Origin of the sequence: Hoyosella sp. YIM 151337 (genome assembly GCF_026041215.1) — a bacterium.
In the GTDB taxonomy this organism is placed as follows: Bacteria; Actinomycetota; Actinomycetes; order Mycobacteriales; family Mycobacteriaceae; genus Hoyosella.
Genome location: NZ_JAPEIQ010000030.1, coordinates 243,163 through 257,330 on the forward strand (window position 1 = coordinate 243,163; position 14,168 = coordinate 257,330).

The following is a 14,168-nucleotide window of genomic DNA, read 5'->3' on the forward strand; positions in this document are numbered from 1 at the left end:
GGTATGGAGGGTGGGGCTGGTATCAGCTGGGGTGTGTACGGGCGGGACGAGGTCCCGCAGCGGCTTCGCCTTGCATAAGGAGAAAAAGGTTCGACGGGTGCTCCGCGAGGCGGCGCATGAAGTAGGGATACCACTCCGTGCCAAAGGGTACGTAGACCCTCAGCTTGGCTCCAGATTCGGCCAGCCGCGCCTGCTCATTCAGCCTGATGCCGTAGAACATCTGGTACTCGAAGTCGTTGCCGCCGCATTTCGTACGCTCCGCGAGCTGGGTTGCCGTGTTGATCAGCACCGGATCGTGAGTTGCGACCATTGGGTACGCTTCGGACGACATGAGAATCGAAAGGCAGCGCCGGTAGGATTCGCGGATCTCGTCTCGCGTGGCGTAGACCGCGGACGAGGGATGCTGGTACGCCCCTTTACATAGCCGTACCCGCGCACCGGCGTTCGCGAACTCGCGGCAGTCTGTTTCCGTCCTGTGTAAATGGGCCTGAAGGACGAGGCCAGTTTGCGGGAAGTCGCGCCGCAGTTCACGGACTATGGAGAGCGTGAGGTCGGTGGTCCCCGCACCCTCCATATCGACGGTCACGAACGTCCCTGCGGCCTCCGCGGCCGCACAAATCTCCTGCGCTGCGGCGAGCGTGGCGGGAAACGCGTCCCGGGTAAGAGCGGAACCGAGTGAGGACAGTTTGACGGACAGTTCGACGCGCCTCGAGAGCCCTTCCGCAGAGAGCTTGCCAAGCACTTCTCTGTAGATGTCTACGGAGTCCCGAACGATGGAGTCGTCTGTTGTTAACTCTCCGAGGTGATCCAGGCTCACGCAGCGGTCCTGTGCGAGATCGCGAACGACGGGCAGCGCGTCTTCAAACGATTCGCCAGCGATAAACCGGTCGACAAGTGGCCTCGCCATCCGGCTGTTTTCGGTAAAGCGCCGGATGCCTGGTGAGTCGACGGCGGAGAGTAAAAAACGGCGGAGCATTGCAATTACCCCTGATGTATCTTGTATTCCGGTTGGCTGATATTAAATTTCTGATTCGATCCCTATGGTATTCCTCACTGTTCTCGGGTGCAGGCCGAACGTCCCGCGATTCTTTCAGGGCGTCCGCCCGTGAGGTCGTGCACCCCGGCCGGTCACGCGGGCGACCTTGTCGACGCAGGCGCTGAAAGCTCCCCCTGAGGTCAGCGTCGGTCATTTGTACGACAGCAGATTTGCGGGATTGTCCCCAGGCCGGCCCTGCAGTTCAATGCAGGGAGGGGTGCCAGGCGTGTGCGCTCGTACAGTGTCTGGCATCGCGGGGAGTGGGGTTGTGATGGTGGCAGTGATCCATGGCCAAGGGGGTTCGGAAGTGGTGGCCGTCGGCGGGCCTGTTGTCGCTGGGAAATGGATCGGTATCGCGGGGCGGGGCGACTTCCTTGACGACGCACTCGCCGCATTGTTGCGGGAGCGTGGTTATCAAGTAGTCGCGTTGACGCCACGGAACGGAACTCACCGGGTTGACCTGGTATTTTTCCGCGTGGTTGGGGGCGGCCGGGATGCCGATCGGTACCGCTCCCTGGTATCGCAGGCAGCCCCGGTGGTCGTGCTCGGTCCGCGAGATCCAGACATGGTGAGCACCATCCCGAACGCGGTGTGGCTGCAATACTCGATGGACACAAATGCTGTGGTCACCACGGTAGAGCGACTCATCGGACCGGCCGATGAGGGTCCGCGCGGCCCTGCCCCGCAACTCTCGGCGCGAGAGAAGGACGCTGTTGTTGCCTACGCGATGGGAATGACGGTGCGAGAGGTCGCCACCGAACTGGGTGTCGCTCCGACGACCGTGTCGACACACCTGGACCGTGCGCGTGCCAAGTACATAGCCGCTGGCCGGCCCGCAGATGGAAAGATCGGTTTGCTGCGGTGCGCGCTGGAGGACGGGCTAATCCCGTGCCCCTGCCGCAGCCGATGGTAGTTACAGTTCGTCGAGGTCGATCAGGCCGTCTTGGAGAGCCCGCGCAACCAGAGCTGCCTTGGTGGGCGCGGCACGGCCAACCGCAGCGTACTTCGAGCGCACACGTGACAGATGTGTGTTCACGGTGCCGAGTGACACAGCCAGGTTCGCGGCCACTGTCGTCTTCGAGTCGCTCGCAAACCATGCGCGCAGGACTTCGACCTCGCGAGGCGACAAAGCTGGGCGCTTATGACTCGGACGCACGAGGTCTACGAGTGCCAGGTGCCGCGGATGGCCAGGGGCAGCACGCTTCCACACGGGAGCATGGTGCGCGGGTGATGAGGGAGTCATCGTCATCCTCACTTCACTGGTGTCAGCCGAGCCGGAAGAGACAGACGCATCACTCCCGATGATGTCGACCTTAAGTGAGGGTTGATCCGCAGGAAATCCCCCAATTTTGGTGCCCATAGAACTAGGGGCGGACTGGAATACCGATATGCGGGTTATGCCTGCGGCACAATGTTCGAGGCAGCGGTTCGCTCACTATTCATGACTGTTTCGCCGTGACGGTCGATCGTGATGCGAGTTGTGTATTCGTTGCTTGTGCTGAGTATGGTCGCTACCGTTTCGCGGCCGACTGGGAGTACCCGCGCTGTCACGCGGCCCTCCCTGGCATTGTCGAGGGTGCTGCTGATCGTGCCGCGAACTCGGGACACCGTCTCAGTGCTGGCGCCCGATAGTCCGCCGTCATCGAGTAGCACCACGTCGACACCGCGCCGCCGCGCGTCCTTCGCAGAGCGCTGTATCGGTGAAACGGCCAGGCTGCGGGCACGCAAGGAGTCGCGTAACTGCCCTTCGATCAGTCTGCACTCTTCACGTTCCGCTGCACTCAATGGCTCCCCTGACGCGATGCGCTCAAGGAGCGGGCGGACCAAGTCATCGAGGCGCTGCAGGCGCTGATCACGTTCTTCCAGGATCGCGGTGGTGGACGCTTGTTCGGCGGCACGCTGGAGAGCCCCTTCCTGAAGCGCGAAAATCGTGCGTGCGACTGGCCGCATAGTGAACGCGAGAATCGTCGCTAGAAGGAGCAGATTCGCAGAGAAGATTGTCCGCCAGAAGCCAAAATCGAAGCCCTCGCCGTGATGGACGCCCCACCACGTGAGCACCGCCGCCATCGACCCCATGCTGAGCCAGGCCAGCAGGATCCGTCCGCGCAGCGCCGTGAAGCAAATTATGAAGGTCACTGCGTTGACGTACCAGGTTGCACTAGAGCGAAGCTCGCCGGGCTCAATCTGTACCGAATACAGCACCGCAAACACGGGCCCGATCGCGCTCAGTGCCAGTGCGACGCTGAGCGGCAGCGGGTCGCTTTTCGCGAAGACAAGCGCGAAACCACCAGCCGCGATCGAAACAATGGCCAGTGCGGCAACGATGGGATAAGGCAGGATCTCCGAGTTTCGAACTGCGACCACGACGTATGCTGCAACCACGAAAACGACAACGGTCCACGCGGCGGAACTGCGCAGGCCGAGGATCGCGGGAATATCGCGGTGCCGGAAAGGGTCGTCAATCATCGCTGCTCCGCCACTGCAGCGTGATGTTCGTTCCGCCACCGGGCGTGCTCTCCACCCGCGCCGTTCCACCGGTGACACGGTCCATTCTCCCCCGGATGCTCACCGTGAGGCCCAACCGGTCAGCAGGCACGGAGCGTGGATCGAAGCCTCTTCCGTTGTCATGTACAGTCACCCGCACCCGTTCTGGAAAAACCGAGATCACTACCCAGCGATCGGTCTGGCGCCCTGGCACATCAGCATGGCGCAGGCTGTTCGTAAGCGCTTCCGCCAGGCCTGCACCGATAGCGCGCACGACCTCAGCCGGAACGGTGAACGTTTCAGTGTCTCGAGGGGCATCCACCGACACGGGCGTGTCTTCGGAAATATCGGTGGCCGCAGACCGCAGATACGCGATCGCCTCCGAGCCGCGGAATGGCTGAGCTGATTCGAGACCAGCACGGAGGCGGTCGATGTGGTCAAGGGTGCGCCGTGATTGGCGCGCGAGGATCACCGTATCACCGCCCTGTGACGCATTGAGCAGCGTCGAGATGACGCCATCATGGATCAGGCCGTCGATTCGTTCACGTTCCTGGTTACGCGCCGCAGCGGCCGCTGCTTTGGCGGCCCGGGCCTGGGCGCTCGCCTTGATTTCGTCAAGGCGGCTGCCCGTGTTAAGTCCGATCATGGCCATCGACACGAACACCGTGGCGGCAGTGGCGGCCATAGCTATGTCTTCGAAGACGATTCCCCAGTCGATGCCGGCGCCACCGTATGCGTTGAGCAAGACGCTGCCAGCGGGGACGAGTGCGAGGTATGGCAGCGCGATGCGCGGCGCCCAGGCAATGGCGGACACCGTGGCGGCAACCGCATTGACCGACCACAGCCAGGAGCCGAAATCGTCGATCGGCGGGCCGGAATACGCGAGCGGCCACGTGACCATCGCCAGGACGTAACCGATTGAGTGCACGCGCAGGACGGCACAGAGGAACCGCTCGGGCGCGAAATATGCTGTAACAGCGAGTATCAGAGCCGTCGCGAACACGGCTGCGAGGGCTGGGATGCTCCACCATAATGGCAGTAGTTCGGTCTCACGGGCCACACGGGCATGATTGAGGGCGCCCAGGCTAACCCCGGCAATCCCGACAACCAGCGCGAACGTGCGGAACACCTTGTTGTAGGCCGCGCGCGCTGCGGGGTAGTCGCCGTCAGGTGTGCGGCCACTCGAGGGGCGGCTGAGTACCGCGGTCGACACTGTGGCCCCCTAGGAATCGGGGTGCTCTGGCACGGGGAGCCAGCCGTCTTCGACCGCCCTCTTGAATAGATCGGTTTTCGTGGGTGCGGGGCGACCGGCCTCCGCGTATTTTTGGCGGATGCGCGCCAGATAGTCGTAGACGGTTTGTTCCGCCAGGCCTGTGAGGTGCGCGACGCGAGTTGCCTTCTCGCCGGAGGCATACAGAGCGAGGACTTCTTGCTGACGCGGGCTCAAGCCAACGTCAGGTAAGCGCGGATCGCCGTCGATTGCTGCCGCCCAGTCGGTGGTCACGACTTGTCCGCCTGCAGCGGCACAACGGATCGCATCAACAACAGCTGCTGCAGGCTCGGATTTCCGTACCACGCCAAGCACCCCCGCCCGCGCGGCGGAACGAACCAGGTACGGGTTTTCTGCCCCGGTAAACGCCAGGACCTTGAGTCCGCGTTCATGAAGGCTGCTCACGTTACTCTTGGGCGACGAGCCATCACCAAGCCGCAAATCAAGAACGACGAGATCGAGATCGTGTGGCTCCTCTAGCAAGTCCTGCACGGTGCGTGCGGCCGCGACCAGATTGAGGTCGGGGTAGTCGGCCAAAATCGTTGCAAGCCCAATTGCCACAGACTCGTGATCCTCCACAAGCCCGATTCGTCGAGGCTCGGGCCGACCCTCCTCGGGTGCATCTTCAGAAATCGCCGACATCATTACCTCCCGCTGCGCCGCACGCAACGCCTCCCACAGTCATTCAAACAAACGATGGTACTACGTTGCAAAGCGCGAAGGATCAGGTATTTCGGACGGGGCTATACGAGTTAAGCGGATTCTCCGCGGGGACGTTGGGCCTTTTTTCGTCGGGAACGTAAGACGCGCGCAGGAAGAAGGCGAAGAATAGCACGAGACCCGCCGCCCGGCCCCAAACTCCGACCTGGGTGATGAGTTCAGATCCTCCGGCCGGATCGATCCCCGCGCCGAGGTCGTAGAAATACCGGAATACGCCGATTCCGACCGCAATATCTGCCAGCAGATACGCACCGATGAGTTGCCACGGCACGCGGAGCAGGATGAAGAAGGGGATGAGCCACAGGGCGAACTGCGGAGAGTGCACCTTATGGAACAGCAGGAAACCGCACAGCATAGCGCCTGATACGCCGACCCAGGGGAAGGTGCCGCTGCGCCGGTATATCCACCAGCCCACCGCAGTCGCGACGGCAAACGAAGCGAGTATCAGCGCCGGCGACAGCATGTCCACGATGGCGTCGTATTCGGTGACGTCATCGATTCGCGGACGCAGACCCCAGTACCAAATTGAATTGGTGGTGATGTCCGCCCTGCGAAGTGATTGAAATTCGAATGATGCGCGCCATCCTTCGAAACCGGCTAGCGCGAATGGTGCATTTATCGCCAGGACAGTCGAGACGGCCGCGCCAGCCACGGCGAAAGCGCCACGAAAGTCCCAGTGGCCGTTTCGTTTCTTGCCCTCTGTGAGGACGTAAAGTGCCAACGGCAGAACGAAAATTCCGGGATACAATTTCAGGCACGTGCCAATTCCCAGCAACACCGCACCTGCGACACCGCGTGTGCGAATACTCCACGACTGCGCCATCGTCACGACAAAAATCGCGGCAACTGCGGTGAACACCACCGGTAGTTCCCAGTTGTGGAAGCCGTACAGAATGAGCGCCGGCGTAGCCACGAAGAGAAGGACGCGATGTCCGCCGAGTTTCGCAAGCATCCATGCTGTGGCGAGCGCGAACGGGCTCAGCAGCAGCGCTGAGTAGAAGAGAAACTCCGCGTCGTTCGACGCCGGGATCGCGCCGAGCCACATCAGGACTCCGGATAACACGGGGTACTCAACGGTGCCGCCAAACAGGTGTCCGTCCGGTGAGATACCTCCGTGGATGAACGGGAAGACGTGGCGATCGATGTCCCGCCCCAGCCAGAGAAGCTGGATGTCGGAGTAGCACACGATCTGGTTTTTGTAGATATCGAAGTTCTCGCTGCGTCCGTAGTCGCTGAAGACCGGACCTGTGCAGCGCGCCTTATTCAGGTAGGCCAGCACCAAGGAGAAGGCGGCCAGCACCACCGCGATCAACGGTAGGTGCCTGCGCACAGCTGACATCAACACGTAACTCCTCGCATACGAATTGATGCAGCCTAGTTGCTGGCTGACGGTGAGGGCGCGAGGGCCTCGCGCACGTAAGCGATGTCTGCCGTGATTCCCTCCGCTGGTGTCTCGAGCACCACCGGGGCATCGGCCTGCCTGACGACTTCGGTAAGCAGCTGCGGATCGATCAATCCGTCCGCGAGGTTGGCGTGGCGATCGCGCGCCGAATTGAACTCGTCACGTGAATTGTTCAGGTGGACAAGATCGATGCGTCCGGTGATGGCTTTGATCCGTTCGACAGCGTCGACGAGCTGCTCGCCAGCCGCCCACGCATGGCACGTATCAAGACAAAAACCTGCGCCGAAGTCGCCGACGTGGTCCCAAAGCCGGGCAATGGAATCGAAGTATCGAGACATGGCCGCGTCACCGCCCGCCGTGTTTTCGATCAGGATCGGAACAGCGAATCCACCCTCGTCATCCTGCCGCTCGAACAGTTTGCGCCAGTTCGCGAAGCCCTCGGACACGTCCTCGCCCTGCCGGACATGGCCGCCGTGAACCACGAGCCCGAACGCGCCGATTTCCGCCGCTGCAATCGCTTGCTGTTGCACCGCTTTGCGGGAAGGAATGCGTATGCGGTTATTGAGACTGGCCACATTGATGACGTACGACGAGTGCACGACCACCTCGACCGAACTCGCACGTAGCTGGTCCGCCTGCGGGTGCGGCTTCGGCTTGTTCCATTTCTGTGGGTCCGTGACAAAGAGCTGGATTACTTCTGCGCCGTAGCGCTCAGCCGAGCCGAGTGGGTCAGCGTCATCCCTGACGTGGGCACCGATACGCATGCATCAAGAGTAAGCGACAGCGCCGCCACCGGCGGGCGCGCCGTACGCGTGAGCCTCCGTGTTGATTCGCTTTCAGACTGTCGAACTGGTAACTTGCGGGGGTTACTGACGTAACGACCCTCCTGCCACGGAACGTCCGTGGCCGTACTTAGCCCGTAGGAGGTGATGTGGTCCCGTGCGTCAATACGAACTGATGGTGATTCTCGATCCGCGTCTGGATGAGCGCACCGTTGCTCCTTCACTCGACACTTTCCTCAATGTGGTCCGCCAGGGTGGCGGCTCGATCGACAACGTCGACATCTGGGGAAAACGCCGCCTGGCATACGAAATCAACAAGCACAGCGAAGGCATCTACGCAGTCGTCAACGTGACGGCCGAGCCTGCAACCGTGAGTGAGCTCGACCGCCAGCTCGGACTCAACGAGTCGGTCCTGCGCACCAAGGTCATGCGGGTCGCGAGCTGATTAATCCAGATCTGGACCCAATGCACCCAATGCCCTGCAGCCGGTAACGGCATGTGGCGGGGCCGCCGACTTCAGGAGGATTCATGGCAGGCGACACCGTCATCACGGTGGTTGGCAACCTCACCGCAGATCCAGAGCTTCGCTTCACCCCTGCCGGTGCTGCAGTTGCAACCTTCACGGTTGCGTCGACACCGCGCAAGTACAACGCCCAGACAAGCCAGTGGGAAGACGGCGAAGCGCTGTTCCTTCGCTGCAACATCTGGCGGCAGGCGGCCGAGAACGTGGCGGAGTCACTGCAGAAGGGAATGCGCGTCATCGTGAGCGGGCGCTTGCGTCAGCGCAGCTTCGAAACCCGTGAGGGTGAGAAGCGCACGGTGATCGAGCTTGAAGTCGACGAAGTGGGCCCCTCGCTGCGGTACGCCACTGCGAAAGTCAATAGGGCCGGACGCAGTGATGGTGGCCAGGGAGGCGGCCGTGGCGGCTTCGGTGGCGGTGCCAGTGGCGGTGGTGCCTCGGCTGGGGCTGCCAGCGACCCCTGGGGCAGCGCACCTCCGGCCGGCGGCTTCGCTGCACAGGATGACGAACCGCCATTCTGAGCAGGGTCTGGGTCTGATCACAGGCACCAGAAATACACGGAGAACGACTATGTCTAAAGCGCTTGTGCGCCCGGCAAAGACGAAGGTCTGCGCATTCTGTAAGTCCACGGAATCGCAGATCAACTACAAGGATGCGACGTTGCTGCGGAAGTTCGTGAGTGATCGCGGCAAGATTCGCGCCCGTCGCGTAACAGGGAACTGCGTCCAGCATCAGCGGGACGTAGCGACCGCAGTAAAAGTTTCACGAGAAATGGCCTTGCTGCCGTACACCTCTTCGGCACGCTAAGGAACGGGAGAACACCAGAATGAAGCTCATCCTCACAGCTGACGTTGAGCACCTCGGCGCTCCTGGCGACACCGTCGAGGTGAAAGACGGCTACGGCCGCAACTACCTGCTGCCCCGCGGCCTGGCGATTCGCGCCACCCGTGGCGCCGAAAAGCAGGTTGAAGAGCTGCGTAAGGCGCGTGAATCACGCGCGGCGCGCGAGCTCGAGAATGCTCAGGACGCACAGAAGAAGCTCGAGGAGCTCGGCTCCCTCACCGTGCCGGTACGCACGGGTGCAGGTGGCAAGCTGTTCGGCTCTGTCACCGCGGCTGACGTCGCCGACGCACTGAAGGCCGCAAGTGGCCTCACGGTCGATCGCCGCAACGTCGAACTTCCTTCGGCGCACCTGAAGGCTGTTGGTAAGTACTCCTTCTCCGTTCAGCTGCACCCGCAGGTGACGGCGAAGCTCAACCTTCAGATCACACCCGCTAGCTGAGCTAGCTGCCGCACGTTCGCTGGCCCCAGGAGTGGACTCTCCTGGGGCCAGCGTGCGTTTGCGTACCGTGTGCTTGTTGGTTTGCGCCACAGCCATTGTGGAAGTCTCGGAACATGACCAAGCGAATTCTGCACGCCGTGAGCAACGTCGATCATTACGATGACCCATCGCACCCGACCGGGCTGTGGCTCTCAGAGCTAACACACGCTTGGCATGTCTTCGAACAGGCGGGCTACGAACAAGACATCGTCAGTCCCAGGGGTGGGCCATCCCCGCTTGAGCCACGGTCACTGAAGTTTCCAAATATCGACAAGACGGCGAAAGCGTGGCAGGCCGATCCGGCTCAAATGGAGCTGCTGGCGAACACCAAGTCGCCTGACGAGATCGATTCGTCCGACTACGACGCAATCTACTTCACCGGCGGTCATGCCGTGATGTATGACTTCCCGGACAGCGAAGGACTGCAGCGCATCTCGCGGGAGGTTTTCGAGAACGGCGGAATCGTTTCCTCTGTGTGCCACGGCTACTGTGGCCTCCTCAACGTCACGCTGTCGGACGGTTCGCTGCTTGTCTCGGGTCGCAAACTGACGGGCTTCGCGTGGACAGAGGAAGTGGTCGCCCGGGTCCACAAACTGGTGCCGTACAACGTAGAGGACGAGATGCGCAAGCGCGGGGCGCTCTACGAGAAAGGCCTGATTCCGTTCACGCCGAAAGTCGTCGTCGATGGTCATCTGGTGACCGGTCAGAACCCGCAGTCGGCCAAATCAACCGCGAAGAAGGTCGTAGCGGTTCTCGAGCGGTAACGCTCGGCATCGAGTGGGCAATGCGTAACCGGTAACGGAGGCGTGGCAGCCTTGGGGCTGATCGCGGCTCCGCCCACCTCTGCTGCGATCCTCGCTGGTGGGGCCAGTAACCATCCTTCGTAAAAAGTGTCACGGGTCACTGTTTTCAGGGTCTTTAGTCACCTCAACACGCCGAAAGTGGACGGCTTCGCGACACGCCGTACACAGGTTTTTCCACACTATCAACAGGCGCAGCGGGGCCGTTTACCTGCGCTAACGACATCCATAACACGCGTTTTCCCCAAGTTATCCCCAATTAGTGCACAAGGCTGACCGAACTGTGCACCGGTAATCCCCAGCTTGTCCACAGGCCTGTCCACAGGCAGTGTTGCGGTGCGGGCGTCTCCTGCTTAGCGTCGAGCGCACAACTCGGTCCAGTGGGGTGCGCGAGTGACCGGTGAAAGTTGTCGGACCCCGCTGGTAAGAAGTAGTGCAAGCTCATTCAGACCGTGCCTGAGGAGGGGTGTGTGGGGGTAGTCGACGAGCGGGGATACACCGGGCCGGGGGAACCTGGTGATCCTGGAAACGGCGCTCACACCCGCAGCGGAAACGGCCACGAGCGGCGGGGTGACCGCGATAGCGGCGGGGGGCACTCTGCCCCACCACCGGCCGAGCCCTTGCTGCGTCAGCCTCCTCAAGATCTCGGGGCCGAGCAGGCTGTCCTCGGGGGGATGCTGCTGAGTAAGGATGCGATCGCGGACGTCGTTGAGAAATTGCGCCCCGGAGATTTCTATCGCCCCGCCCACCAGAACATCTACGACTGCATCCTCGATCTCTACGGTCGCGGTGAACCGGCCGACCCGGTGACTGTCGCTGCCGACTTAGAGCGCCGCGGTGAGTTGCGGCGTATCGGCGGCGCCCCCTACCTGCACACCCTCATTTCCACTGTGCCTACGGCAGCGAACGCGGGCTACTATGCCGAAATCGTCGCGGAAAAAGCGATTCTGCGCCGATTGGTGGAAGCCGGTACGCGGATCGTCCAGTACGGCTACGCCGGATCCGAGGGACAGGATGTCGCAACGGTCGTCGACCGCGCGCAGGCCGAGATCTTTGATGTGACCGAGCGGCGCACGTCTGAGGACTATGTGCCGCTCGAAGAACTCCTGCAGCCGACGATGGACGAAATCGATTCGATCGCGTCGCGCGGGGGGATCTCGCTTGGTGTGCCAACCGGGTTCGTGGAGTTCGATGAACTCACGAATGGGCTGCACCCAGGTCAGATGGTCATCATTGCGGCGAGGCCGGGTGTGGGCAAATCGACGCTGGGCATGGATATCTTGCGTTCCTGCTGCGTGAAGCAGGGGAAAGCCGGAGTTCTGTTTTCTCTTGAGATGAGCAAGACGGAAGTCGTGATGCGGCTGCTGTCGGCCGAAGCGAAGATCAAACTTGCCGACATGCGTTCCGGCAAAATGAATGACGATGACTGGACGCGTTTGGCGCGGCGGATGAGTGAAATCAGTGAAGCGCCGCTTTTCATTGATGACTCGCCAAATATGACGATGATGGAGATCCGGGCGAAAGCGCGGCGTCTCAAGCAGAAACACGAACTTAGTCTCGTCGTCGTCGACTACCTGCAGCTCATGACCTCCGGTAAGAAGTTCGAATCGCGGCAGCAGGAAGTGTCGGAACTTTCGCGAAGCCTCAAGCTGCTTGCGAAAGAGCTCGAAGTCCCGGTGATCGCTATCTGTCAGCTCAACCGTGGCCCGGAGCAGCGTTCAGATAAGAAGCCGCAAGTCTCTGACCTGCGCGAATCTGGATGCCTCCCCGCCTCGACACGAATCTTGCGCGCTGACAACGGAGCAGAAGTGACTCTCGGCGAGCTACTCGAAACCGGTGAAACGCCGCTCGTGTGGTCGTTTGATGAGCGCATGCGCATGGTGGCCCGCCCCATGGTGAAGGTTTTCTCGAGTGGCCGCAAGGAAGTGTTTCGGGTTCGAATGGCGTCAGGACGTCAGGTTGAGGCAACTGCCAACCACCCGTTCATGACGGTCGACGGCTGGATCAGCCTGGACCAGCTCAAGGTGGCCGACCGTGTAGCGACGCCCCGAATGGTGCCCGAGCCGGCACACACTCAACGATTGCCTGATCCCGAGGTGATCCTGCTCGCGCATATGATCGGCTATGGCTCCTGCGTGAAGCGCCAGCCGATCAGATATGCGAGTGTTGATAAGCAGAACCTCGAGGCGGTGACGGCAGCCGCGCACCATTTCGGTGTCACGGCCGTGCGCGACGAGTACCCGGCAGCGCGGTGTACCACGTTGGGGCTGAGAGCGCCGGAACGACTTACGCACGGCAATCGCAATCCGATCGCCGCATGGCTCGACGGGCTTGGCATCTTCGGTCTCCGCAGTAACGAGAAGTTCGTGCCGCAGGTCGTATTCTCGGCACCAAACGATCAAATCGCGCTTTTCCTTCGCCACTTGTGGGCGACGGATGGATCGGTGCGGTGGGATGCCAAGGGGCACCAGGCCCGAATTTACTATGCGTCGACGAGTCGCCGACTTGTCGACGACATTGCACAACTGCTGATGCGTCTGGGTGTAGCCAGCCGCATCAAGTCTGTCAGTAAGGCCGACTACCGCGATTGCTGGCACCTCTCAATCGATGGGGCTGAGAACCAGCTGGCATTCCTGAACGGGGTAGGTGTGCATGGGAATCGAGGATCAGCGGTAAAAGTGGCTGCAGATGAACTCGAAGCGGTCGCCTCGAACACAAACGTCGACACCGTGCCGAAAGAGGTCTGGAACAAGGTCCGCGATCTGCTGGCCGCGAAAGAAATCACGCACAGGGAGTTGGCGGCGGCTATGAATTCGCGGTTCTGCGGATCCGCGATGTGGAAGCACGCGCCGAGTCGGTCCCGCCTCGCGCGGGTTGCGGAGATTCTTGATGACGAAGACATCGAGATGCTCGCGACGAACGACGCATATTGGGACCGAATAGTCGAGATCACCAGTCTTGGTGAGCAAGAAGTCTACGACGGGACCGTGCCCGGAACGCACAACTTCATTGCCGATGGCGTAGCAGTCCATAATTCGCTGGAACAGGATGCCGATATGGTGATCCTGCTGCACCGTCCCGACGCGTTCGAGGCTGACGACCCGCGCGGCGGCGAAGCCGACATCATCGTGGGCAAGCACCGTGCCGGTCCCACCGCGACGATCACTGTGGCGCACCAATTGCACTTCTCACGCTTCGTTGATATGGCACGCGGGTAAGGCGGTCTGCGCCACCAGTCGCTCCAGCGCCGGGCGCCTACAGCGCCAACGCGAAAACCTTCCCCGACACCTTGCATTAGATAGTGGAGCTATCCAATAATGGAGAGCATCACTATCTATGCAGGGGAGTAGTCATGGCTACGATTCACCACGGCCGGAGGACGCACGCGCATGAGGGACCGGTAACCGTGTTTCTCATCGGCATGAGACTGAATCGCCTGCGTAAAGTCAGGTCCTGGGCGCCGGTGGTTAAGGCGATGCCTGCGATGCTCCAAGAACTGGCACAGGATCCGCAAGCCGGTTTCTTGTGGCACCGGACCTACCTGTCTGGCAGGACAATTCTGGTGGTCCAGTACTGGCGATCAGCGGAGGACATTTACCGCTACGCTGTTGATGCGCAGCGACTGCACCGCCCTGCCTGGAAGGCGTACAACAAGGCAATCCGCAAGTATCCGGGAGATGTCGGTGTCTGGCACGAAACGTACGCGGTCCCTGCTGGTCACCACGAGACGATTTATGTTGACATGCCCGTTATCGGGCTTGCCGCTGCGACCGAGTCGATCCAGGTGCGATCCGGCCAAGACAGTGCCCGGCAACGGATGACGGCGAGATAGT

The 14,168-nt window shown here is 61.4% G+C and carries 15 protein-coding genes; 8 read left to right on the forward strand and 7 right to left on the reverse strand.

The annotated features are described in order from the left end of the window. Nucleotides 1-22: 22 nt before the first annotated feature. The gene (locus tag ONR57_RS16125) at nt 23-976 is read right to left on the reverse strand and encodes a proline dehydrogenase family protein (RefSeq protein ID WP_265124530.1); all 954 of its coding nucleotides are present in this window, start codon (nt 974-976) and stop codon (nt 23-25) included. A gap of 331 nt (nt 977-1,307) precedes the next feature. Here ONR57_RS16125 and ONR57_RS16130 point away from each other — a divergent pair, with 331 nt between their 5' ends. After that, nucleotides 1,308-1,949 carry a sigma factor-like helix-turn-helix DNA-binding protein gene (locus ONR57_RS16130; protein ID WP_265124531.1) on the forward strand — a complete coding sequence of 214 codons (642 nt, stop codon included), beginning with the start codon at nt 1,308-1,310 and terminating at the stop codon, nt 1,947-1,949. Here ONR57_RS16130 and ONR57_RS16135 read toward each other — a convergent pair whose 3' ends face one another. The 6 genes from ONR57_RS16135 to ONR57_RS16160 all read right to left on the reverse strand — a co-directional run bounded on the left by ONR57_RS16135 (nt 1,950) and on the right by ONR57_RS16160 (nt 7,676). Then, nucleotides 1,950-2,279, reverse strand: coding sequence for a LuxR C-terminal-related transcriptional regulator (locus tag ONR57_RS16135; RefSeq protein ID WP_265124532.1), 330 nt, complete (start codon nt 2,277-2,279; stop codon nt 1,950-1,952). A gap of 152 nt (nt 2,280-2,431) precedes the next feature. Beyond that, a complete protein-coding gene (locus ONR57_RS16140) occupies nt 2,432-3,502 on the reverse strand; it encodes a hypothetical protein (protein WP_265124533.1) in 1,071 nt (356 codons plus the stop codon). After that, nucleotides 3,495-4,733, reverse strand: coding sequence for an ATP-binding protein (locus tag ONR57_RS23380; RefSeq protein ID WP_265124534.1), 1,239 nt, complete (start codon nt 4,731-4,733; stop codon nt 3,495-3,497). The genes ONR57_RS16140 and ONR57_RS23380 overlap by 8 nt, the downstream gene beginning before the upstream one ends. Nucleotides 4,734-4,742: 9 nt before the next feature. Continuing rightward, on the reverse strand, nt 4,743-5,432 hold the full coding sequence (locus ONR57_RS16150; RefSeq protein WP_265124587.1) for a response regulator transcription factor: 690 nt from the start codon (nt 5,430-5,432) through the stop codon (nt 4,743-4,745). A gap of 82 nt (nt 5,433-5,514) precedes the next feature. Then, nucleotides 5,515-6,852, reverse strand: a complete 1,338-nt coding sequence (locus tag ONR57_RS16155; RefSeq protein WP_374116468.1) for a glycosyltransferase family 87 protein — start codon at nt 6,850-6,852, stop codon at nt 5,515-5,517. Nucleotides 6,853-6,884: 32 nt separating this feature from the next. Further along, entirely contained in the window at nt 6,885-7,676 is a 792-nt protein-coding gene (locus ONR57_RS16160; protein WP_265124536.1) for a deoxyribonuclease IV, read from the reverse strand. Nucleotides 7,677-7,851: 175 nt separating this feature from the next. Between ONR57_RS16160 and rpsF the strand changes: the two genes are divergently transcribed. The 7 genes from rpsF (at nt 7,852) to ONR57_RS16195 (ending at nt 14,167) form a co-directional block, all read left to right on the forward strand. Next, nucleotides 7,852-8,139: a 30S ribosomal protein S6 gene (gene rpsF, locus ONR57_RS16165; RefSeq protein ID WP_265124537.1), complete on the forward strand. Its 288-nt coding sequence runs from the start codon at nt 7,852-7,854 to the stop codon at nt 8,137-8,139. A gap of 83 nt (nt 8,140-8,222) precedes the next feature. After that, nucleotides 8,223-8,735 (forward strand): single-stranded DNA-binding protein, encoded by a 513-nt coding sequence (locus ONR57_RS16170; RefSeq protein ID WP_265124538.1) that lies wholly within the window; start codon nt 8,223-8,225, stop codon nt 8,733-8,735. A gap of 49 nt (nt 8,736-8,784) precedes the next feature. Further along, a complete protein-coding gene (rpsR, locus tag ONR57_RS16175; RefSeq protein WP_265124539.1) occupies nt 8,785-9,021 on the forward strand; it encodes a 30S ribosomal protein S18 in 237 nt (78 codons plus the stop codon). 19 nt (nt 9,022-9,040) lie between these two features. Beyond that, the gene (gene rplI / locus ONR57_RS16180; RefSeq protein WP_265124540.1) at nt 9,041-9,496 is read left to right on the forward strand and encodes a 50S ribosomal protein L9; all 456 of its coding nucleotides are present in this window, start codon (nt 9,041-9,043) and stop codon (nt 9,494-9,496) included. Nucleotides 9,497-9,609: 113 nt separating this feature from the next. Next, nucleotides 9,610-10,299: a type 1 glutamine amidotransferase domain-containing protein gene (locus ONR57_RS16185; RefSeq protein ID WP_265124541.1), complete on the forward strand. Its 690-nt coding sequence runs from the start codon at nt 9,610-9,612 to the stop codon at nt 10,297-10,299. Between the two features lie 506 nt (nt 10,300-10,805). Continuing rightward, nucleotides 10,806-13,553 (forward strand): replicative DNA helicase, encoded by a 2,748-nt coding sequence (locus ONR57_RS16190; protein WP_265124542.1) that lies wholly within the window; start codon nt 10,806-10,808, stop codon nt 13,551-13,553. A 134-nt stretch (nt 13,554-13,687) separates the two neighbouring features. Continuing rightward, complete coding sequence (locus tag ONR57_RS16195) at nt 13,688-14,167, forward strand: DUF4188 domain-containing protein (protein ID WP_265124543.1); 480 nt, start codon at nt 13,688-13,690, stop codon at nt 14,165-14,167. The last annotated feature ends 1 nt before the right edge of the window (nt 14,168 follow it).